Consider the following 26,518-nt stretch of genomic DNA (forward strand, 5'->3'; position numbering starts at 1 on the left):
CGAGGGTGCGTCCTCCGCCCCGTGGCGCCGGTGTCAGACGGTCAGATCAGCGAGTCGCTGGGACGCGCTGCTCGTGTCGGTCGGTTCCGGCACCAGGTACAGGCCGTTCGGTGTGTTCGCGGTGTACGCCAGCGCGTCCACCCACCGCCGGTTGATGGCCGGAGGCCGACTGCCGAAGAACTTGAAAACGATGTTGGAGTGCGCATGCACCCACACCGTCGTCCGGCCGCCCCCGACGGAGGCGTCTTCCTTCCAGGAGAACGGCATCGGCTCGCCGCGCCGGAGCTTCGTCGTCATGACGAGTTGGATATGTGTGAGAGCGCGGTCCTCGATCTCGATCTTCGGACCGCCCTCGTAGATGAACTTGCCCATTCGATGGATCCTTCGTTCCATCTCCACAGGAACCCGTTGCCAAGAGGCGCAATCACGCTGATCGCTGGTGGGGATACCTCCACGGTCTCACCGATCCGGACTTCGCAACACCCCACCTTCGTCCAGCACTTCCTCCGCTCGCCTGCGTGACCGTGGTCGGCCACGTCCGCGCCCGCTGAGGAGACGGTCCGCTTCCGACGCGGCGGTGGCGAGCGCGACGACTCCGACGGCCCCGAAAAGGAGTGCCGCGGGCGCCGTGGGAGCGAGGAGGCCGGCGAGGGCGACGCCGCCAGAGGAACACGCCACCTTGACGCCCGCCATCGTCATGAACACCTGGGCCCGGGCGGCGGACGGCGCATACTCGACCCTGGCGGCGAGACTCGCGGTGAACTGGACGGCGCTCGCTGCGCCGGTCCCGGCGAACGCGACCACGGCGAGTCCCACCGACGGTGCCACGGCGCAGACCGCGAGGGTCGCCGCCACGACCGCGGTCGCCGCGACGACGGCGTGCTCCGGCGAGCCCCGCAGGGGAATCGCGATGAGCAGGAGCGAGCCGCCGAGAGTGCCGACGCCGAACGCCGTGGCCAGCAGGGCGACGGTGGCCGGGCCTCCGAGTCCGTGCAGCGCGGTCGCCGCCACCGCCAGGATCGGTATCGCCCCGAGAGCGATCGCCGTGAGCGCGGTGCTGGTGAGGACCCGGCGGAGCGGACCGACGGTGAGCAGCAGGGCCGCGTTCCGCCAGGGGCTCGCGGCGGCCGCGTCGCCCGGTGCGTGCCGGGTCGACCGGGTCACCGGGAGGGCGAGAAGGGCGGCGGCGCCGGCGAGCGCGATCGCGGCCATGGCGAGGACGCCGACGAGCGGCGAGAGGGCCGTGGTCGCCGAGACGACGAGAGGGCCGCCGGCGGCTCCGAGGCCGTACGTGAGGGCATCCAGGCCTTGGGCGCGCCGCTGTCGGTGGTCGCCGTCTCCGACGAGTTCGGGGAGACGGCTGCTGAGTCCGCCGGTGTGGAGCGGACCGCACAGTCCGGCGAGGGCCAAGAGGCCGATCGCGGCGAGGAACCACCCTGCCGTCACCGCCAACGCCGCTGCGCCGAGGCTCACCCCGAACAGCAGGAAGGTCGCGAAGAGCACCCGGCGGGGCCGGCGGGAACGGTCCAGCAGCGGTGCCACGAAGGGCCCGGCGAGGTGCGGGGCCGTGAGTGCCGCCACGAGCACTCCCGCGGCTTCCGGACGGACGGGCGCTGTCGACGCCAGCAGGACGAATCCGACAGCAGCACCGGCATCGGCGCTCCGGACGAGGGTGGCCGTCAGGACGTAGAGCGCCACCGTCCGTCGCTGCACGAGCGCCTCCTCATGTCGTCACCGGCTTGACAGGTGATGGGAGCATAGTCTTGCGTCTCGCCGTGTCACCCGTCAAGGTGGTGATGTGGAGTTCGCGTTCGTGGCAGGAAACCTGGCACTCGATTTCGTGGCGACGGTCGCTTCGCGAGACACGGTCGCCGCAGAGCGGGTGCCGACCCCCGATGCCCTCGCAGAATGGTTCGCCCTCAGCGGAGCCGTGTCGGAGCCTCCGGAGGTCTCGGCGGTGGACTATGGCCGCGCCATCGCGCTGCGTGAGGTGTTGTATCCCGCGTTGCGGGCCCGGGCATCCGGCGCTCCCGTCGATAAGGACGCGATCGCCCTGGTCAATGCTCTGGCAGCCGGCCCGACGCCCGTCCCCGCGCTCGTCGACGGCGGAGTGCGGACCCTCGGGTCGGCCGACGAGGTCCTCGCACTCGTCGCCCGCGCCGCGCAGCACGCGCTCACCGATCCGCGGTTGCGCTTCTGCGACGGACAGGACTGCACCCGGCCGTTCGTCGATGCCTCCCGAGGGCACACTCGGCGCTGGTGCGGAATGGCCGGATGCGGAGATCGCGCGAAAGCTGCCGCCTATCGCCGCCGAGCCGCGCGTCAGACGAGGGGTGCGGACGTCGAAGGCTGAACGCCGGAGGACGGTCAGATGCGGCGGGGGCCGGGACCGCTCTCCCCGAGCGCGTCCTCGGGATTCAGTAGTCGGCACGCCTTGAGGGAGAGGCAGCCACAGCCGATGCAGCCCGCGAGTTCGCGCTGCAAATGCTCGAGCTGGGTCCGTCGCTCCTCGAGCTCGGCGCGCCAGCGCTTGGCCACGCGGCGCCAATCGCCGTGCGAGGGCGGCGCGTCGACGGGCAGGGTCTGGAAGAGCTCCTGGACCTCGCTGAGCGGGATGCCGATCCGCTTCGCCACGACGATGATGGAGATCCGTCGCAGCATGTGCCGGCGATACCGTCGCTGGTTGCCCGGCGTGCGCGTGGAGGAGATGAGGCCGAGCTGCTCGTAGAAATGCAGCGCGGAGGGCGCGACGCCCGTGCGTCGGGTGACCTCCCCGATCGGGAGGAGATCGTCCGGTTCCATCCGCCGCCCTTCGTAGACCTCAACGATAGTTGAGGAACGGGCGGAGCGGGTCAGCGCGACGTGGGGGGCAGCTTGTCGACGCCGTGACGGTTCGGCTTGTCCGGCTCTGCCGCCGTCTCCGGCGTCACGTCCGGCTTTTCAGTGGGTGTGCCGGACGTCGGATAGTGCGGCTCGTCGATCTCGACCGCCTTGTCCCGTTCGTCTGCCGGCGGGAGATGGTCCAGGGGCTGTTTGATGTCATCGGGGTGGTGGCTCATGGCCCCAGGGTCCGCGCTCTCCGCGGTCGTGCCCAGGGGGTTGTCATCCGGCGCGGGCTGTGGTCCATGGTGGGCGCTACGGTGAACGGATACGACCACGGAGGGTTCCCCATGGCAGCTGTCCTCACCGGACTCGATCACATCCAGCTTCCCGTTTCCGATCTCGCGGCGTCCACCGCGTGGTACGAGCGCCTGCTCGGCTTCCGGGTGCTCACCGGCTACGGCACGAGCGCCATGCTGCGCGCCGAGGGCGGTCCCGACCTCATGCTCTGGGAGGCGCCGGGGCACGCGCCGATGAAGCTGACGGTGTCGGGGGAGGAACGGCCGCTCTTCTTCCTGCGGACGACCGAGGTCCACGCTCTCGCGGAACGGTTCGCGGCCGAGGGCGTCGATGTCGTGAGCTTCGACGACGGCGGCTTCGCCCTGTTCCTGAAGTTCTTCGACCCGGACGGGAACCTCCTCGGGCTCATCCAGCACGCCTCCTGACGAGGTGGCGGTCCGGTCGCCGGGCCCTGCGTCCCTGTCGGTGTCCGCCCGGGCTGGGTTATCGTCGGGACACGGCTCGGCGCGGCGGGGCTGCGAGGAGGAGCGCATGGAGCAGGTCGACACGATCGTGGTCGGGGCCGGAGTCGCGGGGCTGACGGCCGCGCGGCTGCTGCAGGGCGCGGGGCGGACGGTGGCGGTGCTCGAGGCGCGCGACCGGGTCGGCGGACGGGTGCACACGGACCGCTCGGACGGTGTCCTCGATCTGGGCGCCTCCTGGATCCACGGGATCGACGGCAGCCCCGTGGCCGCCGCCGCGGAGGCGTTCGGCATGCGGACCATGGAGTTCACCGTCGGCGGCTTCCAGGTCGACAGCCGGCCGATCGCGTACCACGGCCCCGATGGTCGCCCCCTCTCCGTCGAGGAAGCGCGTGCTTTCGCGGCGGATGTCCACGCGCTGGATGCAGCGCTGCCCGAGGTCATCTCCGCCTCCGCTCCTGACGCCTCCTACCGAGACGTCACGGAGGAAGCCCTCGCGCGCCAGGGGTGGGAGGGCGACCGCACGCAGCGGGTGCGCGAGTACCTGGAGCATCGTGCCGAGGAGCAGTATGGCGCGTGGATCGAAGACCTCGCCGCGCACGGCCTCGATGACGATGCGATCGACGGTGACGAGGTCGTGTTCCCGGACGGGTACGGCGTGCTCGCGGATCGTCTTGCCGAAGGTCTCGACATCCGGCTGGCGCACGTCGTCACCCGCATCGACTGGAGCGAGGACGGCGTCTGGGCCCGGACCTCGCGGGGAGAGCTCTTCGGCGACACGGTCGTGGTGACCGTCCCGGTCGGCGTGCTGCAGGCCGGGACCCTGGAGATCGTCCCGCCGCTGCCGGCCGTCAACGCCGAGGCGTTGGGGCGGCTGCGCATGAACGCCTTCGAGAAGGTCTTCCTCCGGTTCCCCACGCGGTTCTGGGCAGACGGCGTCTACGCCTTCCGCCAGCAGGGCCCCGAGGCCCGGTGGTGGCACTCCTGGTACGACCTCACCGGGCTGCACGACGAGCCGCATCTGCTCACCTTCGCCGCCGGTCCCGCGGCGCTGGCGACGCGCGACTGGACGGACGAGCAGGTGCAGGACTCGATCATGACCCAGCTCCGCCGGTTGTACGGCGAGCAGATCCCCGAGCCGATCGGGCTCCACCGCACGGCCTGGCAGGATGATCCGTTCTCCCACGGCTCGTATGCCTACATGACCGTGGGGTCGACCACCGCGGATCACGACGACCTCGCCACCCCGGTCGGCGGCGTGCTGCATCTTGCGGGCGAAGCGACCTGGACCGACGATCCCGCGACCGTGTCTGCGGCCCTGTTCTCCGGGCACCGGGCGGCGGAGCGCATCCTCGGACGCGCGGTGTCGATCGAGCGGATCTGGGCGGCGGAGTGACATCGCGGCGCCGTCGGCAGTGTGGTCGTCGCCGGACGCCCGGTCAACCCCCTGCGCCCGGCGCGACCGGCGCGCGTACGGTCGTCTGATCGAACAGAGGAGGAGAGCAATGAGCGACCCCCAGAACACGCAGGGCACCCCCGGCGCCGACGAGGAAGCCGACACGGCGTCCGGCGGCGCCCCGGACGACAGCGGCGAGAGCACCGACGACGTGCTCGAGCGCGAGACGACGGACGACGAGGGCAAGCCCCTCGAGAACCCGTCCGGCGGCTGACCGCCGCACCGCCCGAGGGTCAGCCGCGCCCCAGGTGGCGCGGCTACTCTCGGGTCATGCGCCGCATCGCCCTCATCCCCCTGCTGCTCACCGCCGGTCTCCTCGCCGGGTGTGCCCAGGTCACCCAGGCCGCGGGAGACGCGTTCGGCGTTCCGGTCGCAGAGACCTGCACCACCATCGACGATGCCTATGCGCAGTATCAAGAGCTGCTGAGCCAGGGCGACGCGTCCGCGGAGCAGCTCGATGCCGCGCGCGACGACCTCGTCGCCACCCTCGACGGCGTCGCCGACGGGATGGAAGGCCAGCTCGGCGACCTCATCCGCTCCGGAGCCGATCAGCTGGGCGGCATGACCGACCTTCAGGCGCCGGAGACCGTCGAGGCGATCGAGCGCCTCCACGACGGGCTCTCTTCGTTCTGCGGCTGAGTGGTGGGGCGCGGTCGCGTCCCGACATACCACTGCCGGAGCAGCAGCACGATGAGCAGCACGTCCACCGCGTCGCCCGTGTAGAACATCAGTTCCGCGCCGATCCGGGCGTCACCGACGTCGATGCCGACGGGAGGGTGCGCCCACAACCACTTGGCGAGGATCGAGTGGGCGGCGATGAAGACGATGAGGACGGTCGCCCGAACGGGGACGGAAGCTCGGTGCGGATCGGGATCGAGTCCCACGATGCTCGCGGTGAACAGATACCCCGTCAGCAGCACGTGCAGGTGGACGGCGGCATGCAGCCACGGCGAGCTGTGCATGAGGGGGAACAGGGGAGTGGCGTAGAGGAGCCACAGCCCGCCGATGTTGAGGGTGCCCGCGACCACCGGATGCGTGAGGACGCGGACCGGCCGGCTGCGCAGAACGCGCGAGAGCGCACGGGCCCTGGCGACGGGAAGCGCGCGGAGCGCCAGGGTGACCGGACGCCCGAGCACGAGGAGGAGCGGCGCCAGCATCCCCACGAGCACGTGGCCGGCCATGTGCACCGGAAAGCTGCTGTGGGCCAGGGCGGCGAACGGGCCGACCATGCCGACCCCGGCGCAGAGCAGGCTGGCCATCCAGGCGGCCGTCCGTGGCCGCGGCCAGGAGCTGCGATCCCGCGTTCGCCACAGCCCGCCGAGATACAGCACGGCGGCGCCGCCGAGGAGGACGAGTGCGAGGAGGGGGAGGACATCGATGCCGCCGCTCGTCGCGTCGGCGTCGAGGCCCGGCAGTCGGGGCGGGTCGTGGTGCCCGTCGTGACCTTCGCGCATGGCCGTCACCCCCTCCGGACGGCCCGGGTCCGCCACACCATGAGGATTCCTATGGCGAGGAGCACGCCGGCGGACACGATCCACACGGTGTCGTAGAGCAGGAGATCGACGCCGTAGCGGATCTGATGGATCCGGAGGAGCTTGTGATCGACGAGGCCGTCGAAGAGCTGGAAGAAGCCGACCCCGGCGATCACGGCGCCCGTCCACCGCATCCACCGCACCGGCTCCCGGCGACGGACGTCGGCGAGGAGGAAGGCGCCGAGGATCGTGATGAACCAGCCGAACGCGTGGAAGAACCCGTCGGAGACGAGGGCCACGTCGGAGGTCGACAGGTCGTAGAAGTGATGCCAGTGCAGCACGAGGTGGAAGACGAAGAGATCGATCATCGAGGCGGCGATCCCGCATCCGAACAGGAAGCCGGACACCAGCAGGCGCCGGTCGAGGCGGGAGGGGGCGTCGGTGGTCATGGGGTCAGGGTCGTCCGGTCGCTCCGCTGCGGCGATGTCCTTGACCGCATCCAGCGGGTGCGGTACAGCCGATAGTTGCGAAACAGCAACTATCGGCGTATGGTTGATCTCGATCAACTTTCTATGCAGGAGCATTCCCCCGTGACACACACCTCATCCTCTTCCGAGACCGCGCGCTCGGCCCGCGAGGTCTTCACCGCGATCTCCGGCCTCATCGTCGGCATGTTCGTCGCCGTGCTCTCCGGCACGGTCGTCTCGACCTCGATGCCCGTCATCATCGCCGACCTCGGCGGCACCCAGTCGCAGTACACCTGGGTCATCACCGCGAGCCTCCTCGCGACGGCCGTCTCGACCCCGATCTGGGGCAAGCTGGCCGACCTCGTCGACCGCAAGGTCCTCATCCAGATCTCGCTCATCCTCTTCACGGTCGGCACCGTCATCGCCGGCTTCTCGACCGACACGAACATGCTCATCGCCGTCCGCGTCGTGCAGGGCATCGGCGTCGGCGGGCTCATGTCGCTCGTCATGATCGCCGTGGCCCTCATCATCTCCCCGCGCGAGCGCGGCAAGTACATGGGCGTCGTCGGCGGCATCATGGCCCTCGGCACGATCGGCGGCCCGCTGCTCGGCGGCGTCATCACCGACGCCTGGGGCTGGCGCGCCAACTTCTTCGTCGGCGTCCCGTTCGCGATCGTCGCGCTCGTGCTGCTGCAGTTCACCCTGCACCTGCCGAAGCCGCAGCGCGACACCAAGGTGTCCATCGACTACTTCGGCATCGTCCTGCTCGCCGTCGGCGTCTCGACCCTGCTGATCTGGGTCTCCCTGGGCGGCAACCAGTTCGACTGGGACTCCGGCACGAGCATCGCGCTCGCCGTGATGGCGGGGGTGGCGATCGCCGCCTTCGTCGCGGTGGAATTCTTCGTCAAGGAACCGATCGTCCCGATGTCGCTGTTCCGCAACCGCACCTTCACCCTGTCGGTCGTCGCATCGATCGCGATCGGCGTCTCGATGTTCGCGACCTCGGTCTTCCTCGCGCAGTACTTCCAGCTGGCCCGGGGCGCCACGCCCACCGAGTCGGGCCTGATGACCATCCCGATGATCATCGGCCAGATGGGCGCGTCGATCATCATCGGCCAGCTCGTCAGCCGCTTCGGCAAGTGGAAGGGCTGGATGGTCACCGGCTCGATCCTCGCCACCATCGGCGTGAGCCTGATGGCGACCCTGCGCTACGACACTCCGTTCACCCTGGTGGCCGTGTACATGTTCGTGCTCGGCGCGGGGCTCGGCATGGTCATGCAGAACCTGACTCTCATCGTGCAGAACGACACCGCCCCGCAGCAGTTGGGCGCGGCCTCGTCGAACGTGAACTTCTTCCGCACGATCGCCGGCACCATCGGTGTGACCGTCATGGGGTCGCTGCTCTCCACGAGCGTCGCCGACTTCATGAAGGACGGCCTGAAGGGCTTCGTCCCGACAACGCCCGATGAGATCAGCGCCCTGGAGCGCCTGGGCTCCGGCGACGTGCCGAAGGTGGGCGAGCTGCCCGACACGATCCGCACGATCGTCGAGAGCGCCTACGGGCACGGCATCGCGGACGCGTTCATCCTCGCCATCCCGCTGGCCGTGATCGCGATCATCGCGATCGCGTTCATCAAGAACAAGCCGCTGTCCACCAAGAACGCCGCGGAGCAGCTGCGCGAGCAGGCGGAGGAGTCCGTCATCGAGGTCTCCGAGGCCGAGGTCGGCGCGAACCTCTCGACCGGGACGATCCGCACCGGGCAGGCCGAGCCGGCCGCCACCACGGGTTCGGTGAGCGTGCTCGAGCGCGAGGATCGGAAGCAGGAGCGCTGACATGATCGCGTCCGAGGCGGTCGGCACCCCCGACGTCGACACCGCCCTCAGCGACCTCCAGGCGCATCTCAACCTCATCTTCGCGCGGACCCGGTCGCTGTGGAAGGAATCGGCGTCCCGGGTCCACCCGGAGTTGCAGGTGGCGGGGTACAAGCTGCTCACGTTCATCGACCGGGCGGGTTCGGCCAGCGCGCACGAGCTCGCCGAGCGCTTCGAGATGGACAAGTCGGTCGTCAGCCGCCAGGTGCGGATGTTGGAAGACCTCGGCCTCATCGCGTCCGTGCCGGACGAGCGCGACGGCCGGCTCCGGGTGCTCACCGCGACACCGGCCGCGTGCACGGCCCTCACCGACGTCCGTCGGGAGTACGGCACCCGGCTCCGCGCTGTCATCGACGAGCTCACGCCCGCCGAGATCGAGGCCGCATCCAAGGTGTTCCGCCTCCTCGCCGAGGTCTGACCGAAGCCCCGTGACCGCATCCGGTCGCGGGGCTTCGCCGTACACTGGCGACATGAGTGCCCCGTCCGTCGACCCCGCCGGCGCCGAGGCATCCGACCACACCGACGCCGCGATCGACGATCTCGACCAGGCCGTCGCCCGCGTCGAGCACGAGCTCGGACGACTGTTCGCCCGCATCCGCGTCGGGTGGCGCGAGGCCGCCGCCACGGTGCACCCGGACCTCCAGCCGCTCGGGTACCAGGTGCTGACCTCGATCCTCGCGGGGCGGGCGACGACGGCCGGAGCGCTCATCGAGCGGCTGCAGACCGACAAGTCCGCGGTGAGCCGACAGGTGCGTCAGCTGGAGCAGCTCGGGCTCGTCGAGAGCATCCCCGATCCCGAGGATCGTCGCGCTCGCATGCTGGTGGCCACGCCGCTGGCGGAGGAGCGCGTCGCTCTCGCGCGTTCCCGATACGAGGGGCGGATCGGTGAGCGGCTGCGCGGCTGGACGGCTGCCGATCTCGACCACTTCGCGAACCTCGTCGCCGACCTCGGCGGTTGATACACCGGAATACGATCGATTCACGGGAATACAGTCCCGGGCGGGCGCCTTGGTCCCACTATGGCTCTCTACGACTCCGTCGACTTCGGCTCCCTGCATCTGTCCAACCGCGTCGTCATGGCGCCCCTCACCCGGACGCGTGCGGACGCCGAGGGCGTGCCGACCGCGATCATCGAGGAGTACTACCGCCAGCGTGCGGGGCAGGGGCTGATCATCTCCGAGGGCGTCTGGCCGGTCCTCGAGGGCAAGTCGTACCCCGGGCAGCCGGGCGTCGTCACCCCCGCTCAGATCGAGGGGTGGCGACGCGTGGCGGACGCCGTGCACGCAGAGGGCGGCACCATCGTCATGCAGCTCATGCACGGCGGCCGGGTGGGCCACCCGGACATCTCGGGGGAGCCCCGCGTCGTCGCACCGAGCGCTCTCGCGGCCCCCGGGCAGACGCGGACCCTCAAGGGCAAGGCCGATCTGCCCATCGCGCACGCCCTCACCCTCGACGAGATCCCCGTGGTCGTCGAGCAGTTCGTGCAGGCCGCGCGGAACGCGATCGCGGCGGGCTTCGACGGCGTCGAGGTGCACGGTGCCAACGGCTACCTCGTCCACGAGTTCCTGTCCCCGGTCTCCAACGTCCGCGACGACCGGTACGGCGGATCGCCGGAGAACCGCGCTCGCTTCGCGATCGAAGTGACCACGGCCGTCGCCGCCGCGGTGGGCGCGGACCGCACCGGCATCCGGCTGTCGCCCGCGCACGGCATCCAGGGGGTGATCGAGGACGACGCGGCCGATGTGCTCGCGACGTACACCGCGCTCGCGGAGGGGCTCGCGCCATGGGGGCTGGCCTTCGTCGATGTGCTGCACGCCGAACCGGCGGGAGAGCTCGTCCAGGCCATCCGTCGAGCGGCAGGCGCGCCGCTGATCGTCAACACCGGCTTCGGCGTCGAGACCACCCGGGCCGCGGCCGAGGAGCTGGTGGCCGAGGGCTGGGCCGACGCGGTCGCGGCCGGCCGTCCCGTCATCGCCAACCCGGACCTCGTGGAGCGCTGGCGGACCGGCGCCGAGCTGAACGAGCCGCGCCCTGAGCTGTTCTACGGCTCGACCGCCGAAGGGTACGTCGACTACCCGTCGCTGGAGGTCGCACGCGCCGCCGAGTGACACCCGGGTGCCCGCTGCCTCACAGCACGATGTCGTCGGCGGTGTGCAGCGGGCGCCATGCGGGTTCGCGGAACCCGCGTCGGTCGAGGATATCGGCGTCGGACAGCGGTCCGAGGGCGATGCCGGTGAGGGCCGTGATCTCGCCGACCGGCACTTGGAATGTGCGGAACGCGCCGAGCGGAGCGATGGCGAGGCCGCCGTCTCTCGCGTCCACGAGCTCGGACTGGTCGAGGACGAAAGCGGCGGCCGCGAGTCCGTCCTCCGTGCGCCAGGCCGCGATCTTCCAGTACCGCAACGGCACGCGGATGCCGCGGTACGGCGGATCGTCGTCGGCGAGGACGGGGGCGGTGAAGACCGAGAGACGCTGCGCCGTGGTCTCGGCATACGCCAGCACGTGGTCCTCCAGGCCGAGCCAGAGGTCTTTCGACTGATTGAAGCCCGCGGCCTGGGGTGCGGCGTTCGGGTAGGTGAAGGTCGCCTCCGCAGCGGCGCGGGCCTCATCGAGCTCTCCCCAGCCGGGGTCGCGCCGGCGGACGAGATGGCCGCGGTCGAGGTCGTTCCGAGCGTAGACCGCTGGTCCCGTCTGTTCGTCTGCCGGCACCCGGCGATCGAGGTGCCATTCGCCGGTGCGCGGGAGATCCCGCAGGCGGGAACCGTCGATGTTCACGGCGGTCACCGCGGCGAGGCGCCGCTCCGGGTCCAGCAGGACCGTGAACCGTGGGGCCGGAAGGGAGCGGACCGGCATCGGCGGCGCAGGCATCGGCACGGGGATGCCGAGGAAATCGGGGTCATAGCCGTCCGTCATGCCCCCATCGTGCCCTGCCCCGCCGACATCAACTCATTGGGGTGCCGACGTGACACGGGTTTGTTGGGAATACCATACCCCCCTAGGGTATTAACACGAGAGGCGCCGATCGGCGCCCCTTCCCGACGGAAATGGAGCACGACGTGTCATCGTCAACGAGAAGTCCCGCGCGATGGTGGGGGCTGACCCTCATCGCCCTGGCGCAGTTCATGGTCATCATGGACGCGTCCATCATCGGCGTGGCGCTGCCGCGGATGCAGGAGGATCTCGGGTTCACCCCGAATACCCTCTCCTGGGTCTTCAACGCCTATGTCATCGCCCTCGGGGGTCTGCTGCTCCTCGGCGGGCGCCTGTCCGACCTCTTCGGACCGCGGCGCATGTTCGCCACGGGGTGGGTCGTCCTCGGAGCCGGTTCCCTGGTGGCGGGATTCGCGGGTGACGTCGCCGCCGAACTCGTCGGTCGCGTGCTGCAGGGTGCGGGTTCCGCTCTCATCGCTCCGGCCGCGCTCACGCTGCTGATGATGCTCTTCGGGCACAGCCCACGCGAGCTCACGAAGGCGATGGCGTTCTATGGCGCGGCCGCTCCGGCCGGCGGAACGGCCGGCGTGTTCCTCGGCGGCGTCATCACCGAGTTCGCCTCCTGGCCGTGGGTCTTCTTCGTCAACGTCCCGATCGCGGTGCTCGTCCTCGCGGTGATGTGGCCGGCCCTCCCCGGAGGCAAGCTCGGAGCGAAGGGGTCCGTCGACGTCGTCGGCGCCCTGACCGTGACGCTCGGCCTCGCCGCGCTGGTCTACGGCATCGTCCGCGCCGAGGTCGTCGGGTGGGCGGCCGGCGAGACCTGGATCGCCATCGGCGCGGGCGTCGTGCTGCTCGCGCTGTTCCTGCTCATCCAGCGTGTGAGGCGCGAGCCGCTCATGCGCCTTTCGATCTTCCGGTCTCCGAATCTCGGTGCGGCGAACCTCGCGCAGATCCTGCTCGGCGCCGCATGGATCCCCATGTGGTTCTTCCTCAACCTGTACCTCCAGCAGGTGCTCGGTTTCAGTGCCTTCCCCGCCGGGGCTGCGCTGCTGCCGATGACCGCTCTCATCATGATCGGGATGATCGTGCTGGCCCCACGGGTGATCGCTGCTTTCGGGCCGAAGGTGCCGATCGTGCTCGGTCTGGTCGTCCTCGCCGCCGGACTCGGGTGGATGGCCTTCATCCGCCCGGACGGGAATTACTGGGTCGATGCGTTCGGGCCGTCTCTGGTCGTCGCATTCGGGCAGGCCCTCGCGTTCATCCCGTCCCTGCAGGTCGCCATCTCGGCTGCGCCGCCGGAGGAAGGTGGGCTCGCTTCCGGCATCGTCAACACGAGCTATCAGGTCGGCTCGGCGATAGGCCTCGCCGCAGTGTCGGCGGTCGCGGCCGGCTTCGGCGCGAGCCATCTGGGCGACCCCGAGGCGCTCACCTCCGGATACTCGGCCGCGTTCATCGCGGCAGGCGGTATCGCCCTGGTCGGCGCCCTGCTCGTCGCCGCACTGTTCCGCACCCGGCGACCCGACCGGACGGTGGACACGATCTCCACCCGCACGCTGTGAACCCCGGGACGTCGGAAACGCCCCACCGAACGAAGGAGACGAACATGTCCACTCCCAGACTCCTCATCGCCTACGACGGGTCGCCTAACGCCCGAACCGCTGTGCAGGTCGCCGCGGCCCTGTTCCCGGGCGCGGAAGCCGTCGTCTTCTTCGCGCGGCAGCCGATGGAAGGCTTCGCAGCCCACCTGCAGGGTCACCCCGTGCTCGAAAGGCTGGAGGGCGTAGATGCGGCGCTCCTCGACGCGTCGGAGCAGATCGCCGCTGCGGGGGCGGAGCTCGCCGCCACGCTCGGCCTCCGCGCGGAACCGGTGGTGTCCTCCTCCGTCGTCTCGGCGTCGGAGGCGATCATCGCGGCCGCGGAGGACCGTGACAGCAGTTTGATCGTGCTGGGGTCGCGAGGGAGGCGCGGGCTGGCCGCGACGGTTCTCGGCAGCACCTCGGCGAACGTCCTCCACCATGCCACCAGACCGACGTTGGTCATCCCCTCCGACGCGGTGGCCGCGGCGCGCTCGGCGGCGAACCAGGGCTGATCCGCGGGGTGCTCTCCGCTCGGCGGCCGCTGCCGTCGAGCGGAGAGCGCTCAGGCCCGCCCGTTGTCCTCCGCACGGCGCGCCGCCGCCTCCCGCATCCGGCGGCGGATGCGCAGAACGATGAAGAGGAGCAGCAGAAGGATCAGCAGGCCGACGACCACGTCCGAGATCACTCCACTCCACTGCTCGAGGATCGGCCGGATGGCGGGCCCGAAGGCGAACCCGAGGCCGATCCAGATGCCGTTCCAGACCGCCGAGCCGAGCAGCGTGTACAGCGTGAACTTCCACAGGGCCATGCGCTCGATGCCGGCGGGGATCGAGATGAACGAGCGGACGAGGGGGACGCAGCGGCCGAACAGCACGGCGCCGCCTCCCCAGCGCGCGAAGAACGCCTCAGCCTTGTCGAAATCGTCGTGGTCGAGGAGGGGGATGTGTCCGACGATGCGCCGGGTGCGGTCCCGGCCGACGGCGGCGCCGAGGGCGTACCAGATCCAGGCGCCGACGAGTCCGCCGATCGTGGCCGCGGCCCAGGCGCCCCAGGCGTTCATCCGGCCGTCGTAGGCGAGGAAACCCGCCGCGGGAAGGATGGCTTCCGAGGGGATCGGCGGGACGAACGTCTCGATGAGCACGGCGAGACCGACGCCGACCTCACCGAGGGTCTCGATCAGGCTGAGCACCCAGCCGATGAAGCCGTCGTAACCAGGAGCGGAAGCGGCGAGGGGCAGGGAGCCGGGGGTCATCGTGTCCTCTGTCGGGGGATCGCGGTGATCGTGCGGGATGCGGCGAGACGACCCGTGGGGAGCGCCCGCTCCTGCACGGTATCGCTCTTCCCTGGACTCCGCCTGCGTGCCTGGCGGGTAGCGCGGACCTTGTCAAGGCGCTCGCTGGGGAAGCGCGGGCAGGGCGATCATGGAGTCCCACCGACCGAGGAGGCAGCATGACCGATCCGCGACAGGACGAGACGACCGGATTCCACGGGGAGCCCCCGACGGCCAATAACGGAGAGGGGGACACCCCCGAGGTCGACGTGACCGACCTGGAGCCCGAGGAGCTCGAGGACGGCGTGGAGGTCGACGACCGTCCCTGACCGGTAGGGGAGATTTTGACATAGGTCAAAATCTCCCCTACCGTCGAGTCATGGGTAGGGCGGAGAGCAGGGGCGACGAGACGGACGCCATCAGCGGTGTCACCGCCGCGGAGATCTCGGAGAGCGTCCGCGATCTCGTGGAGCGCGGGACCCTCGTCGCCGGCGACCGGCTCCCTCCGGTCCGCACCCTTGCGGAGCGCCTCGGCGTCAACCGCAACACCGTGCTCGCCGCCTATCGGTCGCTCGTCAGCGCCCGCATCGCGGCCACCGGTGGACGTACGGGGACGACTGTGCTCGGCCCCGCCGCGACCCCCGACGAGGGCTTCACCTCCGGGACGGCCCTGCGCGACGTCGGGAGCGGCAACCCGCAGGCGGCGCTCCTGCCCGACCTCGCGGCGGCGCTCACCTCCGTGCATCCCACCCCCGTGCTCTACGGCGAGTCCGTGATCGATGCCGGGTTGGCCGAGTGGGCGACCAGATGGATCGCGGAGGACAACCCGCGTCCGTTCCGGCTGTCGGTCACCGCGGGAGCGGTCGACGCGGTGGAGCGGCTGCTCGCCCAGACTCTGGTGCACGGCGACCGGGTGGGCCTGGAGGATCCGTGCTTCCTCTCCAGCATCCAGACGGCACGGCTGGCCGGATACTCTCCTGTCGCGATCCCGGTCGACGACGAGGGGATGACGGTGGAGGGTGTGCGCGACGCCCTGGAGAGCGGCGTCCGTGCGATCGTGTGCACGCCGCGCGCCCACAACCCCACCGGAGTCAGCATCAGCCCGGCTCGCGCCGCAGAGCTGCGCGAGGTCCTCGCCCCGCACCCGCACGTCCTGGTGATCGAGGACGACCACTTCTCGCTGCTCGCGCCGACGCCGTACGCGAGCATCATCGGGCCGGCGCAGGAGCGCTGGGCTCTGGTGCGCTCGGTGTCCAAGTTCCTCGGCCCGGACATGCGCCTGGCGCTGACCGCGTCCGACCCGGTCACCGCTGAACGCCTCGCCCTCCGGCTGAGTCCCGGCACGATGTGGGTGAGCCATGTCATGCAGCAGCTCGCCGCGACCATGCTCCGCGATGCCGGGGTGCACCGGCTGATCGCCGAGGCCGGGAGCCGGTACGCCGCGCGCAACCGGTCGTTCGCCGCCCTCCTCTCCGCTCGCGGGCTGGGTGTCCGTGCGGAGAGCGGCCTGAACGTCTGGGTGGACGTCCGAGAAGACGCGGCCGTGGTCGCGGAGCGTCTCGCGCGCCGCGGATGGCTCGTGCGTCCGGGGTCCGAGTTCGCGCTGGAGGAGGGGTCGGCCGGTTCCCATCATCTGCGGTTGACGGTGCACGACCTCGACGACGCCGACCTGCGACGGCTGGCGGATGACGTGGCGGCCACCGCCGGTCCGGCGGAGGGGGACGGATGACGGACCGGCATGCCCCGGCCGCTGTCCGCATCGGGCGTTCCTCGCGTCTCGACGGCGTGCTCTACGACCTGCGGGGACCGGTGGCGGAACGTGCCGCCGAGTTGGAGTCTCGCGGGGAGCGGATCCTCCGCCTCAACATCGGGAACCCCGCGCCGTTCGGCTTCGAGGCGCCGCCCGTGATCGTCGAGGCGCTGCGAGCTGCCCTTCCGCAGGCTCACGGGTACTCGGAGTCGCCCGGCCTGCCGGAGACGCGGGAGGCGATCCGCGCGCATTACGCACAGCGGCCCGGATTCCCGGGCATCGGCATCGACGCCGTGACCGTCGGCAACGGCGTCTCCGAGCTGGTGGGGCTCACCCTGCAAGCGCTGCTGGAGCCGGGGGACGAAGTCCTCATCCCGAGTCCCGACTATCCGCTGTGGACGGCGTCGACCGTGCTCGCCGGCGGCCAGCCCGTGCACTATCCCTGCGTCGAGGACGCCGGGTGGCTCCCCGACCTCGAGGCCATGGCGGCGGCGATCGGACCGCGGACCGTGGCCATCGTCGTCATCAATCCGAACAACCCGACCGGAGCCGTGTACCCCAGGGAGACGCTGGAGGGCATCGCGGAGCTGGCCCGTCGCCACGGTCTGCTGCTGCTCTCGGACGAGATCTACGACCGTGTCGTGTATCCGGGCTTCGTGCACGTCTCGACGGCGCAGATCGCCACCGGCGTGCCCTGTGTCACCTTCGCCGGGCTGTCCAAGACCCACCGCGTCGCCGGCTACCGGGCGGCCTGGGCGCTCACGACAGGATTCGCCGCCGACGATCCCTTCCTCTCCGGCCTGCGGCTGCTCGCCTCGATGCGGATGTGCGCGTCCGTGCCGGCGCAGCATGCGATCACGGCGGCGCTGGGCCACGATCGATCGCTCGATGCGCTCGTCTCGGCAGAGGGGCGGCTGACCGTGCAGCGAGACGCGGCCACGGCCGCGCTCCGCGCGATTCCCGGTGTGGAGGTGCAGGAGGCGGGCGGCGGTCTCTACCTCTTCCCCCGCCTCGACCCGGAGGTGTTCGGCATCCTCGACGACGAGCGGCTCGTGCTCGACTTCCTGGACGCCGAGCGCATCCTCCTCGTCCACGGCCGCGCCTTCAACGGCGCGGATACCGACCATCTGCGTATCGCCTTCCTGCCTGAGACCGGCGTCCTCGTCGACGCGGTGCAGCGTTTCGGGCGGTTCCTGCAGGGGTACTCCCCGCCGGGACGCTGAGGACCCCAGACCCGGTGGAGTGACCGAGTGGCCAGGTCACGGTCCGCAAGACCGCGCACGCAGGTTCGATTCCTGCCTCCACCTCTGATCGCCGACCTTCGGGCCGCGCCGAGTTCAGGCCGCGAGGCCGAGCCAGGCCCGCGGGGAGCGGCCCAGTCGCTGGGTGAATGCGCGGGAGAAGGCGGAGGCGCTCGCATAGCCGAGATCGGCGGCGACAGCGCTCACCGACATCCCTGCCCGCAGTTGCTCTTGGGCGATCGTGAGCCGCCACTCCGTCAGGTAGTCGCCCGGCGCGCGGCCGACGACCTCCTTGAATCGCGCTGCGAACGCGCTGCGCGACATGGTCGCCGTGCGCGCGAGCGCGTCGAGGCTCCAAGGTTCTCCGGGGGCCTCGTGCATCGCCACGAGGGCGGGTGCGAGTCGCTCGTCGGCCAGTCCGGGCAGCAGCCCCGGCGGCAGCGCCAGCTCGCCCGAGTGGTCGAGCATCCAGCGCAGGAGCTGGATGAGCACGACCTCGAACATCCGATCGGCGACCAGAGGACGGCCGCAGCGCACGTTGTCGACCTCGGCGAAGAGGAGGTCCAGCGCGGGAGCGAGGGTCGACACCTCGTCAAGGGGCAGGACGATCACGGAGGGGAGGGTGCGGACGAGCGGATGCGTCGTCCCGCCGTCGAAGTCGATCGTGGCGCAGGCGAAGTCCGACTCCTCGGTCGGCGCGTTGAGGAAGGTGTGATCGATCGGGCGGGGGAAGAACAGCAGGCTCGGCCGCGTGATGGTCTCCCGCTCGATGCGCCCGTCCGGGCGCTGATGCGTGACCTCCATCTCGCCGCGACGCAGCACGTGGAGGAAGCCGTGGCCTGCGCTCGCCGCGAAGACCGTCGTGCCGCAGAGGGGGCCGGTGTGAAACAGGCGGCTGCGCACCCGGAAGCGATCGAGCAGGGGGGTGAGACGGTCGAGTGGCGGCATCCTTCCATTCTTCTGGACGATGTGTCATGAATACAAGACCGGATGATGCGTATCATCCTGCGCTCCACGGAAGACTGAAGGGGAAGCCGAACCCGGCCCGTCCCGAAACAAAGGAGCATCCCATGCCCAACGTCCCTCTCGTCGACCGTGAGACCGCCACCGGCCCCGTCAAGGACCAGCTCGAGCAGATCGGCTCCGCGTTCGGTGCCGTTCCCGCCATGTTCCGCGCGGTCGCGAACTCGCCCGCTGCTCTGACCAGCATGTGGAGCGCGTTCGGCGCCTACGGCGGGGGCACGCTCGGCGCGGCTCTCGGGGAGCAGATCGCCGTCGCCGTCGCGAACCGCAACTCGTGCGGCTACTGCCTCGCCGCGCACACCGCGCTCGGCAAGAAGGCCGGCCTGTCGAAAGAGGTCCTCGCCGAGGCGCAGGAAGGCACCTCCGATGACCCCCGCACCGCGGCGCTGCTGGCCTTCGCGCTCAAGCTCGTCGAGGAGCGGGGCCAGGTGGCCTCGGCCGACGTCGACGCCCTTCGCGCGCACGGCTGGAACGACGAGCAGATCGTCGAGACCATCGGCCAGGTCGCGCTGAACCTCTTCACGAACTACGTGAACATCGCGCTCGACGTGCCGATCGACTTCCCGACGGTGCCGCTGCGTCGCGCCGCCTGAGGTCGAGGGGAGTAGAGGCCGGATCCGCTGGGGGTCCGGCCTCTTCCGCTGCGCGGGTGGTCTCGCTAGGCCTCGATCGCATCCAGCCAGTCGGTGAGGACGCGGGTGGCGAGGGTCTCGAGCCGGGGGCCCAGCGCGCGCGCCTCTTCTCGGATCATCCGCGGGTCGATGCCGTGGTGATGCAGCTCGTGGGCGTGGCCGATGAGCCAGCGCTCGATGGCGCGGTGATCGGCTTCCAGGTGGAACTGAAGACCGAGTGTGCGTCCGACCGCGAAGGCCTGATGGGGATAGCCGGGCGTGCATGCCAGGGACTGGGCGCCGGCCGGGATCGCGAACTCGTCGCCGTGCCAGTGCAGCACAGGCTCGCCGTCGAGCGGGGCCAAGACGGACTCCCTGCCCTCGGGGGTCAGTGTGAGCGGACCGAAGCCGATCTCGACCGCCCCGGTCGGACGGACCCCCGCGCCCAGGGACTCAGCCAGGAGCTGGGCTCCGAGGCAGACGCCGAGCGTGGCGCCGCCGCTGTCGAGGCGAGCCGCGAGGGCGGACTTCGAGGAGCGCAGGAAGGGATAGCGGTCGTCGTCGTACATGCCGATCGGTCCGCCGAGGACGATGAGCAGGTCGACGGCGGTGACGACGTTCTCGTCGATATCGTCGATGCCGGCGTCGAGGAGGGTGATCTCGTAACCGCGCTCCGCCAGCAGAGGGGCGAGGATCCCGAGGTCTTCGAAGGGGACGTGGCGGACGGCGACCGCCGTTCGGAGCGGACGGGGCGCGGACATGCACTCTCCTCGGATAGATTTGACCTATGTCAAAGTAGCACAGGAGCTTCGGGGTGCCGAGGCGATCGCGCGCGCCGCGGGTCCCTGTTCCTCCGGCGGAGCGCACTCTGCTAGGTTTTGACCTATGTCAAAGCCCGAGCCCTTCGCAGGCGGTGCCGAGCGCTATCCGACGGCCTTCACCGGCGCGGACTTCCGCGCCAACGCCGCCGCCGTCCGCGCCCGCATCGCCGCCGCCGCCGGGCGTGCGGGCCGTGATCCCGGTGCGGTGGACCTGCTGCCGGTGAGCAAGACCGTCCCGACCGATCGCGTGCGGGTGGCCATCGGTGCCGGCTTGCGCCGCCTCGGCGAGAACAAGGTGCAGGAGGCCGTGCGCAAGAACCGGGAGACGGCCGACCTCGACGTGGACTGGGTGGTCATCGGCCACCTGCAGACGAACAAGGCCAGGGACGTCGCGTCTTTCGCCGCCGAGTTCCAGGCGCTCGACCGGCTCCGGGTCGCCGAGGCCTTGGACCGGCGTCTCCAGGCCGCGGGGCGCACCCTCGATGTGTACGTGCAGGTGAACACGTCAGCCGAAGACTCGAAGTTCGGGATGCCGCCCGAGGAGCTGCCGGGCTTCCTGAAGGCCCTGCCGTCCTACGGTGCCCTCCGTGTCCGCGGGCTGATGACGCTCGCGCTGCTCACGCCGGACGACGCCAGGGTGCGGGAGTGCTTCGCGCTGCTGCGCACCCTCCGTGACCGGGCCCGCGAGGAGGATCCCGACCTCATCGGCGACGGTGCCTTGTCGATGGGCATGTCCGGCGACTACGAGATCGCCGTCGAGGAGGGGGCGACGTGCGTGCGGGTCGGCCAGGCGATCTTCGGCGCGCGATCCGTCCCCGACAGTCACTACTGGCCGGAGGGCTGACCTCCGCTCAGTCCTCGGTGCGGAAGCCGGCCGCCTTGTGCGTGCCGTCGCAGAAGGGCTTGAGTGCGGAGAGTCCGCAGCGGCACAGCGCGACCGTGCGGCGACGCGGGTCGATGACCGTGCCGTCGCTCGCGTGCAGCTCGATCTCGCCTCGGACGAGCAGGGGGCCGTCCGGGTACGCGGTGACGGTCACCGGTTCGTCCCGGCCGCTCATGCCGTCGTCCTCTCCCGCAGCGCTGAGCGGCCTTCGGTCCAGGCGTCGAGGGTGTGGGCTCCAGCCCAGCCGTCGACCGTGAGGCACGCCGCCGCGCCGAACAGGATGTCCGCCAGCAGTTCGGGACGGTCCTCCGCGAGGCTCCCCGCGAGGTCGCGGGCGGCGATCTGCTCGTGCACCGCGTCGGCCTCCACGTGCTCCTCGAAGTACGCGGCGACCTCGTCGGCGAATCCCAGCCGGTGCAGGCCGTCGGCGTAGAAGCGGCAAGGGATCGACGAGGTCATCTCATAGGCGGCGAGGTGCCCGACGATCGCGCCGACGAGCCGGCGGTTGAGTCCGAACAGGCTCATCATGTTGTGCGAGGCGAGCGTGATCGCCGGGGCGTCGTCGACGTAGGCGCCGTACGTGTCGTCGAGCCCCGCCGCGCGCAGGGCCCGGGCGTACAGCTCCGCGTGCACGCGCTGAGGGCGGCCGCCGCCGTACTCGTCGGACTGGATCTCCACGAGCGCGGCCTTGGGACGGCCCGTCAGCCGCGGGATGGCCCAGGAGTGCGGGTCGGCCTCCCGCAGGGTGTACACCGAGCGGAGGATCAGGGACTCCTCGGCCTGTTCGCGGGTGGCCTTCCTGGCGATGTGCCGGGACAGGCTGGGTCCGGTGTCGGCGGCGGCGAGGGCGAACAGGGCACGCCCGACGGCGTCGACCGCGGGTTCCGGAAGCTCCGGCACCGGCACCGTCTCGCGCAGTGCAGCCTCGAAGGCGTCCTCGAGGATCCGGCGCGCGGTGACGACCCCCGCCTCCCACTCCAGCGCCGCATCGAGCTGGGGAAGCGAACCGTAGGAGGAGGCGTAGAGGACGAACAAAGCGAGCTGGATGTCGTCGTCGCGGACCACGTCGTCGCTCGCGGCGACGGCGGCGGTGGCGAGGTCGGGAAGGGCGGCGGCGTCGCCGCCGCGACCGGTGAGCACGGAGAGGACGGCACTCGACAGCGGGCCGCGCGGCGAGAAGGCGACGGCGGTGTCGGCGTCGAGGGTGGAAACGGTCATGCGGAGGGGCTCCCATCGAATCGATCACCCGCATCCTCACCCGCGCGAGCGGCGATCGCCAGGGACTTGACGCCGAGGTGCTCGGCAGGCAAGCGGGTGCCTCACGGGCAGGCGGCGAACACGTACCCCTCATCGCCCGGAGTGACGAGGTCGCGGTCGCGGAGCACCATGGATGCCGGGGTGTCCGGATCGGCGCACAGCTCCGCGAAAGGCCGCGGCAGCTGGTCGGTGTACTCGATGTCGATCACGTGCGTCCCGTAGACGGCGGTGTACGCGCCGCATTCCGTGTACGCGGCGCACTCCTCCGTCACGGCGAAGTCGAAGCCCGCGCGCTCCTTCAGGACTTCCGCATGCTCTGCCGCGTTCTTCTGCCCGGCGGCCAGGCCGACGCCGTGCGCCGCATCGACGAGGAGCTCCGCGAGCGCGAGGTTGTCGTCCCGACTCAGGGCACCGTGCGACCGCGAGAAGGAATCGAGGTTGTCGAACTCGACCGCCTGGAAGCCGGAGTCCGCGCAGCCCTCGATCCACGGGATCACGATCCCGGCGATGCGGGACCGCTGCGCCGCGCTGCCGGTGTCCAGGAGGGCCTCGTCGGGCCAGTCGGGGTCGAAGACCACGTGACCGCCGTCCTGCAGGAGCAGGTCGTCGGGCCAGGCGTCGAGCTCGCCCGGCTGGGTCTGGAAGCCATTGACGTAGCAGACGGAGTAGAGGCCTGCGGCCGGCTCCGCGCTGCGGTCGCGGCCGACGATGCCCACGCCGGCGGGCGGGTCGTAGGCGCCGCCGAGCTGGTAGTCCGGGAGGGCGGAGGCCGGGGGCGGCGCGACATCGGCCGACGCCCCCGTTCCCGCCGCAGGGAGAGGGGGCGGAGCGGTGCAGGCGGCGAGTGCGAGGACCCCGACGGTGACGAACGCCCCCAGCGTCAGGGAGACGCGTGTCCTTGTGCGATCGCCTCGTGCACCCGAGACGCTCATCGCGGCTGGGGTGTCGGCTGCGCGGGGGCGTCGACGGGGTCGGCGGCGTCCTCCGAAGGATTCCGCCGGATGCCGATCCACGAGACGACCCCGCCGAGCACGAGGAGCGCCGCCGTCACCCAGGCGGCGTTGTGGAAGCCGTCGAGATCGAGGGCGCCGCCGACGATGGTCGACAGCATCGCGACCACGAGCAGACCGGCGACGCGGGAGACGGCGTTGTTCACGGCCGAGGCGATGCCGGAGTGGTTCTCGTCGATCGCGCCGAGGATCGCGGCCGTCAGGGGAGCGACCGTGAGCGACAGGCCGAGACCCATGACGATCATCGCCGGGAGCACCTGCCACCAGTAGTCGAAGTCGGCGCCGACGGTCAGGAGCATGAGGGCGCCGGCGGCCATGATCAGCGGCCCGACGGTCATGAAGATCCGCGGGCCCCACCGTCCGGCCCAGCCGCCGGCGCGGGAGCTGAGCAGGATCATGAGGATCGTCATCGGCAGGCTCGCGAGTCCCGCCGCCGTCGCGCTCAGGCCCGCCCCCTGCTGGAGGTAGACGCCGACGACGAAGCCGTTGAGGGAGAGGGCGGCGTAGACGAAGAGCGTTGCGAGGTTGCCCCAGCCGAAGTCCCGCACACGGAACAGCCAGAGCGGCATGAGCGGGGTGGACGAGCGGCGCTGGCGCCACAGGAACACCGCGAAGAGCACGGCCCCGACCACGGCGGGGATCCAGATGGCGGGGGAGGCCCAGCCGAGATTCGGCTGTTCAATCAAGGCGAAGACGACCGCACCGAGTCCCACGGCGCACAGCGCTCCGCTCCACCAGTCGACCCGAACGCCGCGCGGGTGCTCCGGCAGGCGCAGGCGGGCGAGCAGCAGCAGCGTCACCCCGATGGGCAGCACATTGATGAGGAACACGAAGCGCCAGGAGAGGTAGTCGACGAAGACGCCGCCGAGCAGGGGGCCGACCAGCTGTGCCCCCGTGGTGAAGGCGGTCCAGACGCCGATGGCCCTGGCCTGCACGTCGCCGCGCATGGTGGCGGTGATGAGGGCGAGCGAGCTCGGGACGAGCAGTGCGCCTGCGGCGCCCTGCGCCGCTCGGGCGACGATGAGCATGAGCGGATCGATCGCCGCGGCGACCGCGATCGACGAGATGCCGAAGGCGATGAGGCCGATCCGCATCACCACCACCCGGCCGTAGGCGTCGGACAGGGAGCCGGCGAGCAGGATCAGCGCGCTGAGGGTGATGAGGTACGCATCGACGACCCACTGCTGCGTGGTGATGCCGCCGCCGAGCTCTTCGCTGATCGCCGGGAGCGCGACGTTGACGACCGTCCCGTCCAGGAACGTGACGAACGAGGCGAGCACGGCGATCGCGATGACGAGCCGCTGGAGCGGGGCGAAGGATGGCACAGGCCGACACTACCCCCGGCCACGGACGCGAAGGGCGGTCACCCCACCGGCGTTCCGGTACCTTCGTGCAGGAGATCGCGGAGCCCGGCGAGGCCGCCCCGCGCGTGCGCTGCCCGCTGCCGTGCCGCCCCGGTGCCGTCCGTCCGCAGCCGGTCGAGCCCCGCCCGCACCGGTTCCGCATCGCCGAGCTCGTCCAGCACCGGGCCGATGTCGTCGAGCAGATGCGCCGCGACGGTCCTGGCGGGTGCGACATCGCCGGTGAGCGGGTCCACGATCCGCGCTTCCATCCCCGCCCTGGCGGCCATCCAGAGCGAGGCGTCGACCGCCTCCGTCTCGTCGGCGACGATGCGTTGCTCGGAGGCCAGCGCGATCCCCCGGGTCAGCAGCGCCGAGAGCACGGCGTCGTCCGCCGTGAGCTGCGTGTCGGCGACCCGCGCCTCGACGGTCGGGTAGCGCTCGGAGAGTCGCACCGCCCAGGAGAGCGACGTGGCCTCGCCGATGGTCCCCAGATCGAGGAGCTGCTCCACACGGGTGCGGTAATCGTGGACGTCGGCGAACCGGGGAGGACACCAGGACGAGGGGAGGCGTCGGATGAGCATGCTCCGCCAGCTCGCGAATCCGGTGTCGATGCCGTTGCCGAAGGGGCTGTTCGCACTCAGCGAGAGCAGCAGCGGCAGCCACGCACGGAGGCGGTTCAGCGCCCGGACCCGCTCCTCCTCGTCCGGTACCTCGACGTGCACGTGCAGTCCGTTGACCTCGTGCTCACGGGTGAGATGCGCGAGGCGCCGCGCGACGTCGTCGTAGTGCGCGGACGGAGACAGCCGCGGGGAGCGGAGGGTCGTGAACGGCGAACCGGTCGGCGCGGCGATCGCCCGCTCGGCGCGCGCCGCCGCGCCGATGGCCGCGCGTAAGACGTCGAGCTGCTGTCCGCCTTCCGCGCCGGTTCGTACCGGATCGGTGAGGGCCTCCAGCTGCGAGGCCAGATACTCGGTGGTCACGCGGCCGGCGGCGATGGTGCCGCCGATGCGCTCCAGGATGTCACCGCTGAGGGCGACGGGGACGAGCGAATCCTCATCGAGCAGGAGGAACTCCTCCTCGATCCCGAAGCGCGTCATCGGGGTCAGTGGTTCCGCAGTTCGGAGATGAGCTCGCCCTTGCGCTTGCCGCTGTAGCCGGTCAGACCCAGCTCCTTGGCGCGCTTGCGCAACTCCGGTACCGTCCAGTCCTCGTAATCTCCGTGCTTCCCGCCACGCCGACCGACCGTGCTGCGGCCGTCTCGTGCAGCGGCGTTCGAGATGCGCGCGGCCTTCTCCTTCGAGGCGCCGTCGTCGCGGAGCTCCTCGTACAGCTTCGGATCCTTCAGGGAATTGTTGCGTCGTCCTGGCATTGTCATACTCCTTCGCGCATCGGGAGGGTGGAAGTCAACCCCCTCGGGTGTGGGTGCCGGTCCGGGCTAGCGTGGAATCACCGCAGTCGGGCGCCCGCGCCCCCAGAGAAGGGAAAGACCGATGAACATCCTCCTGATCATCGTCATCGTCATCGCCGTGATCCTCGCGATCACCGGAGGACTGGTGCAGTCGCTCCAGTTCCTGCTGTGGGTCGGTCTGGTGCTCCTGGCCATCGCCGTGATCGCCTGGCTGATCCGATCGATCTCGGGCAACCGCAAGGTCTGACACGAGTGCGGAGGGGGAGGCTCGCCACCGGCGAGCCTCCCCCTCTTCGTGGGATCAGCGGGGTGGATCAGCGGTTGAACGCGTCCTTGACGCTGTCGCCGGCCTTGCCCGCGGCGTCCTTGACGTTCTCGCCGGCCTGCTTCGCGTCGGCCTTCACCTGATCCGCCTGGCCTTCGGCCTCGAGCTTCTCGTTGTCGGTCAGCTTGCCGAAGCCTTCCTTGGCCTTGCCACCCAGCTTCTCGGCGGAGTTCTTCATGTCATCTGCGCCACTCATAAGAGGCTCCTCTCCTTGACGGAT

The 26,518-nt window shown here is 70.6% G+C and carries 34 protein-coding genes and 1 tRNA gene; 18 read left to right on the forward strand and 17 right to left on the reverse strand.

The window, feature by feature from the left end:
- Positions 1 to 33: 33 nt before the first annotated feature.
- On the reverse strand, positions 34 to 372 hold the full coding sequence (locus tag CYL12_RS15115; protein ID WP_101848316.1) for a DUF7882 family protein: 339 nt from the start codon (positions 370 to 372) through the stop codon (positions 34 to 36).
- A gap of 87 nt (positions 373 to 459) precedes the next feature.
- A complete protein-coding gene (locus CYL12_RS15120) occupies positions 460 to 1,713 on the reverse strand; it encodes an MFS transporter (RefSeq protein ID WP_101848317.1) in 1,254 nt (417 codons plus the stop codon).
- 85 nt (positions 1,714 to 1,798) lie between these two features.
- On the opposite strand from CYL12_RS15120, the gene CYL12_RS15125 reads away from it, so the two are divergent.
- A complete protein-coding gene (locus CYL12_RS15125; protein ID WP_101848318.1) occupies positions 1,799 to 2,353 on the forward strand; it encodes a CGNR zinc finger domain-containing protein in 555 nt (184 codons plus the stop codon).
- Between the two features lie 14 nt (positions 2,354 to 2,367).
- Here the strand turns inward: CYL12_RS15125 and soxR are convergent, their stop codons facing one another.
- Positions 2,368 to 2,802, reverse strand: a complete 435-nt coding sequence (gene soxR, locus CYL12_RS15130; RefSeq protein WP_101848319.1) for a redox-sensitive transcriptional activator SoxR — start codon at positions 2,800 to 2,802, stop codon at positions 2,368 to 2,370.
- A 50-nt stretch (positions 2,803 to 2,852) separates the two neighbouring features.
- Positions 2,853 to 3,059 carry a hypothetical protein gene (locus tag CYL12_RS17250; protein ID WP_158297207.1) on the reverse strand — a complete coding sequence of 69 codons (207 nt, stop codon included), beginning with the start codon at positions 3,057 to 3,059 and terminating at the stop codon, positions 2,853 to 2,855.
- Positions 3,060 to 3,170: 111 nt separating this feature from the next.
- On the opposite strand from CYL12_RS17250, the gene CYL12_RS17255 reads away from it, so the two are divergent.
- The 4 genes from CYL12_RS17255 to CYL12_RS15145 all read left to right on the forward strand — a co-directional run bounded on the left by CYL12_RS17255 (position 3,171) and on the right by CYL12_RS15145 (position 5,676).
- Positions 3,171 to 3,545: a VOC family protein gene (locus CYL12_RS17255; protein ID WP_158297208.1), complete on the forward strand. Its 375-nt coding sequence runs from the start codon at positions 3,171 to 3,173 to the stop codon at positions 3,543 to 3,545.
- 106 nt (positions 3,546 to 3,651) lie between these two features.
- Positions 3,652 to 4,977, forward strand: a complete 1,326-nt coding sequence (locus CYL12_RS15140; RefSeq protein WP_101848321.1) for a flavin monoamine oxidase family protein — start codon at positions 3,652 to 3,654, stop codon at positions 4,975 to 4,977.
- 109 nt (positions 4,978 to 5,086) lie between these two features.
- Positions 5,087 to 5,251, forward strand: coding sequence for a hypothetical protein (locus tag CYL12_RS17350; protein ID WP_164498166.1), 165 nt, complete (start codon positions 5,087 to 5,089; stop codon positions 5,249 to 5,251).
- 56 nt (positions 5,252 to 5,307) lie between these two features.
- Positions 5,308 to 5,676, forward strand: coding sequence for a hypothetical protein (locus CYL12_RS15145; RefSeq protein WP_101848322.1), 369 nt, complete (start codon positions 5,308 to 5,310; stop codon positions 5,674 to 5,676).
- Here the strand turns inward: CYL12_RS15145 and CYL12_RS15150 are convergent.
- A complete protein-coding gene (locus tag CYL12_RS15150) occupies positions 5,610 to 6,527 on the reverse strand; it encodes a cytochrome c oxidase assembly protein (protein WP_233486768.1) in 918 nt (305 codons plus the stop codon). The two genes, CYL12_RS15145 and CYL12_RS15150, sit on opposite strands and share 67 nt — an antisense overlap.
- A complete protein-coding gene (locus CYL12_RS15155) occupies positions 6,497 to 6,958 on the reverse strand; it encodes a DUF2243 domain-containing protein (RefSeq protein ID WP_101848323.1) in 462 nt (153 codons plus the stop codon). The genes CYL12_RS15150 and CYL12_RS15155 overlap by 31 nt, the downstream gene beginning before the upstream one ends.
- Before the next feature lie 141 nt (positions 6,959 to 7,099).
- Here CYL12_RS15155 and CYL12_RS15160 point away from each other — a divergent pair, with 141 nt between their 5' ends.
- From CYL12_RS15160 to CYL12_RS15175, 4 genes are read left to right on the forward strand one after another with little or no spacing between them, the layout of a single operon-like run.
- The gene (locus tag CYL12_RS15160) at positions 7,100 to 8,809 is read left to right on the forward strand and encodes an MDR family MFS transporter (protein WP_233486769.1); all 1,710 of its coding nucleotides are present in this window, start codon (positions 7,100 to 7,102) and stop codon (positions 8,807 to 8,809) included.
- 1 nt (position 8,810) lies between these two features.
- Positions 8,811 to 9,266, forward strand: coding sequence for a MarR family winged helix-turn-helix transcriptional regulator (locus tag CYL12_RS15165; RefSeq protein ID WP_101848325.1), 456 nt, complete (start codon positions 8,811 to 8,813; stop codon positions 9,264 to 9,266).
- A gap of 52 nt (positions 9,267 to 9,318) precedes the next feature.
- Positions 9,319 to 9,807, forward strand: coding sequence for a MarR family winged helix-turn-helix transcriptional regulator (locus tag CYL12_RS15170; RefSeq protein WP_101848326.1), 489 nt, complete (start codon positions 9,319 to 9,321; stop codon positions 9,805 to 9,807).
- 60 nt (positions 9,808 to 9,867) lie between these two features.
- Positions 9,868 to 10,956 (forward strand): alkene reductase, encoded by a 1,089-nt coding sequence (locus CYL12_RS15175; protein WP_101848327.1) that lies wholly within the window; start codon positions 9,868 to 9,870, stop codon positions 10,954 to 10,956.
- Positions 10,957 to 10,975: 19 nt separating this feature from the next.
- On the opposite strand, the gene CYL12_RS15180 is transcribed toward CYL12_RS15175, so the two are convergent.
- Positions 10,976 to 11,761 carry a DNA/RNA non-specific endonuclease gene (locus CYL12_RS15180; RefSeq protein WP_101848328.1) on the reverse strand — a complete coding sequence of 262 codons (786 nt, stop codon included), beginning with the start codon at positions 11,759 to 11,761 and terminating at the stop codon, positions 10,976 to 10,978.
- Between the two features lie 143 nt (positions 11,762 to 11,904).
- On the opposite strand from CYL12_RS15180, the gene CYL12_RS15185 reads away from it, so the two are divergent.
- Together CYL12_RS15185 and CYL12_RS15190 are read left to right on the forward strand one after the other, a co-directional pair.
- Positions 11,905 to 13,338 (forward strand): MFS transporter, encoded by a 1,434-nt coding sequence (locus CYL12_RS15185; RefSeq protein ID WP_101848843.1) that lies wholly within the window; start codon positions 11,905 to 11,907, stop codon positions 13,336 to 13,338.
- A 44-nt stretch (positions 13,339 to 13,382) separates the two neighbouring features.
- Positions 13,383 to 13,868, forward strand: coding sequence for a universal stress protein (locus CYL12_RS15190; RefSeq protein WP_101848329.1), 486 nt, complete (start codon positions 13,383 to 13,385; stop codon positions 13,866 to 13,868).
- Between the two features lie 50 nt (positions 13,869 to 13,918).
- Here CYL12_RS15190 and CYL12_RS15195 read toward each other — a convergent pair whose 3' ends face one another.
- Entirely contained in the window at positions 13,919 to 14,608 is a 690-nt protein-coding gene (locus CYL12_RS15195; protein WP_101848330.1) for a DedA family protein, read from the reverse strand.
- A 197-nt stretch (positions 14,609 to 14,805) separates the two neighbouring features.
- Between CYL12_RS15195 and CYL12_RS17260 the strand changes: the two genes are divergently transcribed.
- From CYL12_RS17260 to CYL12_RS15210, 4 genes are all read left to right on the forward strand, one after another.
- Complete coding sequence (locus tag CYL12_RS17260) at positions 14,806 to 14,955, forward strand: hypothetical protein (RefSeq protein WP_158297209.1); 150 nt, start codon at positions 14,806 to 14,808, stop codon at positions 14,953 to 14,955.
- Between the two features lie 50 nt (positions 14,956 to 15,005).
- The gene (locus CYL12_RS15200) at positions 15,006 to 16,355 is read left to right on the forward strand and encodes an aminotransferase class I/II-fold pyridoxal phosphate-dependent enzyme (RefSeq protein ID WP_101848331.1); all 1,350 of its coding nucleotides are present in this window, start codon (positions 15,006 to 15,008) and stop codon (positions 16,353 to 16,355) included.
- On the forward strand, positions 16,352 to 17,599 hold the full coding sequence (locus tag CYL12_RS15205; RefSeq protein WP_101848332.1) for an aminotransferase class I/II-fold pyridoxal phosphate-dependent enzyme: 1,248 nt from the start codon (positions 16,352 to 16,354) through the stop codon (positions 17,597 to 17,599). Before CYL12_RS15200 ends, CYL12_RS15205 begins: the two co-directional genes overlap by 4 nt.
- 13 nt (positions 17,600 to 17,612) lie before the next feature.
- Positions 17,613 to 17,683: transfer RNA gene (locus CYL12_RS15210), tRNA-Cys, on the forward strand.
- Positions 17,684 to 17,713: 30 nt separating this feature from the next.
- Here the strand turns inward: CYL12_RS15210 and CYL12_RS15215 are convergent.
- Complete coding sequence (locus CYL12_RS15215; RefSeq protein WP_101848333.1) at positions 17,714 to 18,565, reverse strand: AraC family transcriptional regulator; 852 nt, start codon at positions 18,563 to 18,565, stop codon at positions 17,714 to 17,716.
- 122 nt (positions 18,566 to 18,687) lie between these two features.
- On the opposite strand from CYL12_RS15215, the gene CYL12_RS15220 reads away from it, so the two are divergent.
- On the forward strand, positions 18,688 to 19,233 hold the full coding sequence (locus tag CYL12_RS15220) for a carboxymuconolactone decarboxylase family protein (RefSeq protein ID WP_101848334.1): 546 nt from the start codon (positions 18,688 to 18,690) through the stop codon (positions 19,231 to 19,233).
- Between the two features lie 65 nt (positions 19,234 to 19,298).
- Here CYL12_RS15220 and CYL12_RS15225 read toward each other — a convergent pair whose 3' ends face one another.
- Positions 19,299 to 20,012: a glutamine amidotransferase gene (locus tag CYL12_RS15225; protein ID WP_101848335.1), complete on the reverse strand. Its 714-nt coding sequence runs from the start codon at positions 20,010 to 20,012 to the stop codon at positions 19,299 to 19,301.
- Between the two features lie 124 nt (positions 20,013 to 20,136).
- Here CYL12_RS15225 and CYL12_RS15230 point away from each other — a divergent pair, with 124 nt between their 5' ends.
- Positions 20,137 to 20,916, forward strand: coding sequence for a YggS family pyridoxal phosphate-dependent enzyme (locus CYL12_RS15230; protein ID WP_101848336.1), 780 nt, complete (start codon positions 20,137 to 20,139; stop codon positions 20,914 to 20,916).
- Positions 20,917 to 20,923: 7 nt separating this feature from the next.
- Here the strand turns inward: CYL12_RS15230 and CYL12_RS15235 are convergent, their stop codons facing one another.
- The 6 genes from CYL12_RS15235 to CYL12_RS15260 form a co-directional block, all read right to left on the reverse strand.
- Positions 20,924 to 21,130 carry a CDGSH iron-sulfur domain-containing protein gene (locus tag CYL12_RS15235; RefSeq protein ID WP_025102521.1) on the reverse strand — a complete coding sequence of 69 codons (207 nt, stop codon included), beginning with the start codon at positions 21,128 to 21,130 and terminating at the stop codon, positions 20,924 to 20,926.
- Positions 21,127 to 22,173: an iron-containing redox enzyme family protein gene (locus CYL12_RS15240; RefSeq protein ID WP_101848337.1), complete on the reverse strand. Its 1,047-nt coding sequence runs from the start codon at positions 22,171 to 22,173 to the stop codon at positions 21,127 to 21,129. The genes CYL12_RS15235 and CYL12_RS15240 overlap by 4 nt, the downstream gene beginning before the upstream one ends.
- 101 nt (positions 22,174 to 22,274) lie before the next feature.
- Positions 22,275 to 23,144 (reverse strand): endo alpha-1,4 polygalactosaminidase, encoded by an 870-nt coding sequence (locus CYL12_RS15245; RefSeq protein WP_101848338.1) that lies wholly within the window; start codon positions 23,142 to 23,144, stop codon positions 22,275 to 22,277.
- Entirely contained in the window at positions 23,141 to 24,547 is a 1,407-nt protein-coding gene (locus tag CYL12_RS15250; RefSeq protein WP_101848339.1) for an MFS transporter, read from the reverse strand. The genes CYL12_RS15245 and CYL12_RS15250 overlap by 4 nt, the downstream gene beginning before the upstream one ends.
- Positions 24,548 to 24,585: 38 nt before the next feature.
- Complete coding sequence (locus tag CYL12_RS15255; protein ID WP_101848340.1) at positions 24,586 to 25,662, reverse strand: carboxylate-amine ligase; 1,077 nt, start codon at positions 25,660 to 25,662, stop codon at positions 24,586 to 24,588.
- A gap of 5 nt (positions 25,663 to 25,667) precedes the next feature.
- Positions 25,668 to 25,934, reverse strand: coding sequence for a DUF7218 family protein (locus CYL12_RS15260; protein WP_101848341.1), 267 nt, complete (start codon positions 25,932 to 25,934; stop codon positions 25,668 to 25,670).
- 121 nt (positions 25,935 to 26,055) lie between these two features.
- Here CYL12_RS15260 and CYL12_RS17355 point away from each other — a divergent pair, with 121 nt between their 5' ends.
- On the forward strand, positions 26,056 to 26,220 hold the full coding sequence (locus tag CYL12_RS17355; RefSeq protein ID WP_187614902.1) for a hypothetical protein: 165 nt from the start codon (positions 26,056 to 26,058) through the stop codon (positions 26,218 to 26,220).
- A gap of 67 nt (positions 26,221 to 26,287) precedes the next feature.
- Here the strand turns inward: CYL12_RS17355 and CYL12_RS15265 are convergent, their stop codons facing one another.
- On the reverse strand, positions 26,288 to 26,494 hold the full coding sequence (locus tag CYL12_RS15265; protein WP_101848342.1) for a CsbD family protein: 207 nt from the start codon (positions 26,492 to 26,494) through the stop codon (positions 26,288 to 26,290).
- Positions 26,495 to 26,518 lie beyond the last annotated feature (24 nt).

Source organism: Zhihengliuella sp. ISTPL4 (assembly GCF_002848265.1).
Classification (GTDB): domain Bacteria; phylum Actinomycetota; class Actinomycetes; order Actinomycetales; family Microbacteriaceae; genus Microbacterium.